This is a genomic window from Peribacillus sp. NPDC058002 (assembly GCF_042886655.1).
GTDB lineage: Bacteria > Bacillota > Bacilli > Bacillales > DSM-1321 > Peribacillus > Peribacillus aracenensis.
The window spans coordinates 1-3,793 of record NZ_JBHVQU010000303.1 but is presented as its reverse complement, the minus strand read 5'-3'; the positions used below and the strand labels follow the sequence as shown (position 1 = coordinate 3,793).

Genomic DNA, 3,793 nt, shown 5'->3' with positions numbered 1-3,793 from the left:
TGCATAAGCTGTCCTGCTGCCAAAAACTCTAAAGCAACTGTAACAGCCCAACCTAACCAGTAAAGCCATCCGATGGCAAACCCGGTTCCAGGACCGATGAACTTAGTCGCATATGTCTGAAACGAACCGGAAACAGGCATGGCAACGGATAGTTCACCTAGACAAAGCATCGTTAAATACATGATGAAGCCGCCGACTATGTAAGAGAGGATAGCACCGAATGCTCCTGCTTCATGAATGGTATAGCCTGAACCAATGAAAAAGCCCGTACCAATACATCCCCCTATAGAAATCATAAATAAATGTCTTGCTTTCATGCTCCGTTTTAATTCATTTGGTTGATTTTCTGCTGTTTTCATTGAAAAACTCCTTTACCTGATGGGTGCAAACGGTTTCATTTATGTTGGGACGTTATTAGGGAATTTGTGTTTTCACAAGTCTAATAGCTTTGATTCTTAGATGGTATCGAATTCCCTCCGAAAAGAGATTACTTCTGCATTAAAGAATAATGAGTCAATGAACAAAGGTACCTATGCAGAATTAATTTCGAAAGCGCCGCTTAATAAAGAAAAGGAAGCCAAGCGTCAGGAAACTAGGGATGTAAATTGGTTCAAGTCGATTATCCGTCAACGGGGGAAGAAGCACATAAAAGAAGTATGGGCTTTTTCCTATGGATTATCACTTTAACGAACTCTCTATTTTTCTATAAAAAACATTGAGTCCGATTATTTAACATGAGCCAATAAATCAGGAGTGATATGATCTTCCGCTCCATAAAGTAATTTTTCCCCAAGCAATGAGCCCATTAATGCAACAGCAACTTCAGCCGTTTTATTATGCTCGTCCAATATTGGGTTTATCTCAACAAACTCTGCTGATGTAATGATATTAGCTTCAGCTAGCATTTCCATGGCAAGATGGCTTTCACGGTAACTAATTCCTCCCATTACAGGCGTTCCGACCCCTGGTGCATCATCTGGATCAAGACCATCTAAATCAAGTGATAAATGAACAAGATCCGTACGTTCCTTCAGATAGGCAATCGATTCTTCCATCACTTTTGTCATGCCCATTCTATCAATCTCATGCATCGTATAGACTTTAATTCCTTTTTCCCTGATTAACTCTTTCTCACCTTGGTCTAAAGAACGGGCACCAATAATGACAATATTTTCTGGTTTGACCTTTGGAGAATATCCGCCAATGTTAGTCAGTGCAGGGTGGCCAAGACCCAAACTTACTGCAAGGGACATACCATGTATGTTTCCTGATGGGGAAGTTTCGGCAGTGTTTAAATCCCCATGTGCATCATACCATATTACCCCTAAGTTTTCAGAATGCTTCGCTAAACCGGCTAATGTCCCGATTGCTATACTGTGATCTCCACCTAATACTAAAGGAAACCGATTGGATTGGATGACTTCATCCACTTTTTGACTCAATTTTTCATTACCTTCTGCTACGTCCTGCAGATTCTTTAGATTTGTGTCGATATCACTTTGTGCTCTTTCCTGTATTTCTACTTTAATATCACCTTCATCACGGACAGTATAGCCAATGTTTTCTAGTCTTTCACTCAATCCTGCATATCTTATGGCACTAGGCCCCATATCCACTCCTCTTCTAGTTTGACCAAGATCCATTGGAACACCAATAATTGAAATTTCCTTCTTCATGTGTAATTCCTCCTTCGATTTTTCTTCCCTAGTATAAGGGTAAAAGGATAGATGACTCAACTCGACATTTTTTTGAATATTTATACGATTGGGAAAAGGGTGAAAGTCTTGGGTTAAATTTCCTAGCATTAATTATTCATGAACATTAATTCATTACCGTGCAGGGTATGTTCATAAATAAGAAAAGTGGTGCGAATCCCTTTAAATATGGAATATGGTGAGATTTTCATCTCACGGATGAAAGTGGAAGCGTTCCTAATCTGATTCTTACGCAAAGGATGATTCAGAAGGTAATGGGTATATGTTGCTAGTTACATTTATTCAGAAAAAAGGGCAGTTTCACTTGTAATGCATGGAAGGATTTTTCAATTTTATATGGAATATATATAAAAAGACTAAAAATATTTAGTAGCTTAAAAGAATTTTACGAATTTTTTTCATCTAACTCACTGAGTACTTTGTTTTTAGACGCAGTTTGAATTAGGAGGTATTCATGTTGAATAGCAATGACAGACATAGTGGGAAAATGGAACCGAACCTAAGGAATCAGAGCTTTGAGTATTTATCGAACCGCTGTTCAAGCAAAATAAATAATTTTTTGGTTCTTTGCATATATGAGCAAAACAATCAATTTCATGATTTCAATAATAAATTCAAAACACACAAGCTAAAAGATTCGAAAGGGTTTCTAACCTTTAAAGATGGATTGAATAATAAAAGTTTTGTTATTTGGGAACATGCATATAAAGAGAACGAAGAGCTATTTGCCAAGCTGCGGTTAACGGCGAGAAATGAAACATTATCCCATATTGCCCAACATGTCGTATTCTATCTATTAAGTGAATATGATAGGATTTCTACAGGAAATCATGCTATTTTAAAAGATAAACATTTAATGGAAGATTCAATTTACCAAATGGAAAAAAAATTAAAAAAAGATACCTTTTTAGCTGAGAAAACGGTTTGGGAGGACTTTTACAGCTGGTTTAGACTGCTGGTAAAAGAATGGGTCCTTGAGGAAATAGCCTTAACAATAGGCTTTAATGAAATGGAAAGACTTGATGATCAAGCATTAAATAAGCTATTTTACAGTCATCTCACAAAACATTTTACTGAAAACACTGAATTTTTATCGAAAGTAACAGATATCGTTAATGAGTATATTAAAAAGTGGATCGATAAGATCATGATTGAATTTAATATCGAAAATAATACGATCGAAAAGATAGAAAACCTGCTATGTTTTAAGAGGGATTTGCAAACATCGGATGTACTATTATCCACGATGAGGGATTTTGCTTTCAACTTTACAATCCAAGATCATTTGCTTGTAATGAATAGTGCTCCATATCAGTCGGTTAGAGATGCAATTTATAAAAAAAAATTCGAAATCATTGAAAACAACCCTTGGCCTGCAACTCCAATATTAAAGGGGAATACGGAAGGATACATACAAATAATCCCTTTTGGGAACGATCATACAACCCTTGAGCAGTCGAATGTAAAAGAAGCTTGGAACCGTTTCCACTCTTTATCTGATGTTGATGTCGATGTTTTTGATGCTCTTTGCAGCCTTTTCTTGTCAAAGGCTGCTCATAATGAGGAAACAGTGGAAATTTGTTTAAATGACCTCCTTTCAATAAGAGGATTGAAGCCAAAACTTGGTGGATTCGGACGTCGGGGTGGTTACGAACCTAAACAGCGTGAACAAATTTTGAAATCGCTTACAAATATACAAAGCATCTGGATTAACATTAACAAAGCTACCATCTATGAAAATGGTAAGCCTGTTCAGACAAAGCTACAAGGGAGGACATTTATTTTTAAAGATCGTGCTGGTGTGGAATATGATATATCGGAAGAAACTTGCAGGAAAAAGATAACGTTCACGATTGACAAGGTTTTCGCTAAGTATCTTAATGGCTCTGCGAGGCAAGTCGCCCTTCTTTCGATAAAGGCCCTTCAATATAATCCTTATAAGCAACTTTGGGAAAAAAGGCTTACAAGATATTTAAGCTGGCGCTGGAGGACCCAAGCAAGAAAAGGAGACTTTTTACAGCCGAATAAAACCAGTACCTTAATGGAATCGATCGGTGAAAAATTAAATGACCGTACAC

The 3,793-nt window shown here is 37.0% G+C and carries 4 protein-coding genes; 2 read left to right on the top strand and 2 right to left on the bottom strand.

Annotation, left to right across the window (positions count from 1 at the left end; translation table 11 throughout):
- A partial coding sequence (locus ACFVSH_RS23945) for an amino acid permease (protein ID WP_387708223.1) occupies positions 1–359 on the bottom strand: 359 nt, incomplete at its 3' end.
- Between the two features lie 157 nt (positions 360–516).
- On the opposite strand from ACFVSH_RS23945, the gene ACFVSH_RS23940 reads away from it, so the two are divergent.
- On the top strand, positions 517–687 hold the full coding sequence (locus ACFVSH_RS23940) for a hypothetical protein (protein ID WP_387598441.1): 171 nt from the start codon (positions 517–519) through the stop codon (positions 685–687).
- Between the two features lie 38 nt (positions 688–725).
- On the opposite strand, the gene rocF is transcribed toward ACFVSH_RS23940, so the two are convergent.
- Entirely contained in the window at positions 726–1,676 is a 951-nt protein-coding gene (gene rocF / locus ACFVSH_RS23935) for an arginase (protein WP_192204743.1), read from the bottom strand.
- 493 nt (positions 1,677–2,169) lie between these two features.
- Here rocF and ACFVSH_RS23930 point away from each other — a divergent pair.
- On the top strand, positions 2,170–3,793 hold a 1,624-nt coding region (locus ACFVSH_RS23930), incomplete at its 3' end, for a hypothetical protein (protein WP_387708221.1).

Excerpts from the sequence above, each read along its gene's own strand:
- ACFVSH_RS23940 (WP_387598441.1), top strand. The coding sequence starts at position 517 with ATGAACAAAGGTACCTATGCAGAATTAATTTCGAAAGCGCCGCTTAAT.
- rocF (WP_192204743.1), bottom strand. The coding sequence starts at position 1,676 with ATGAAGAAGGAAATTTCAATTATTGGTGTTCCAATGGATCTTGGTCAA.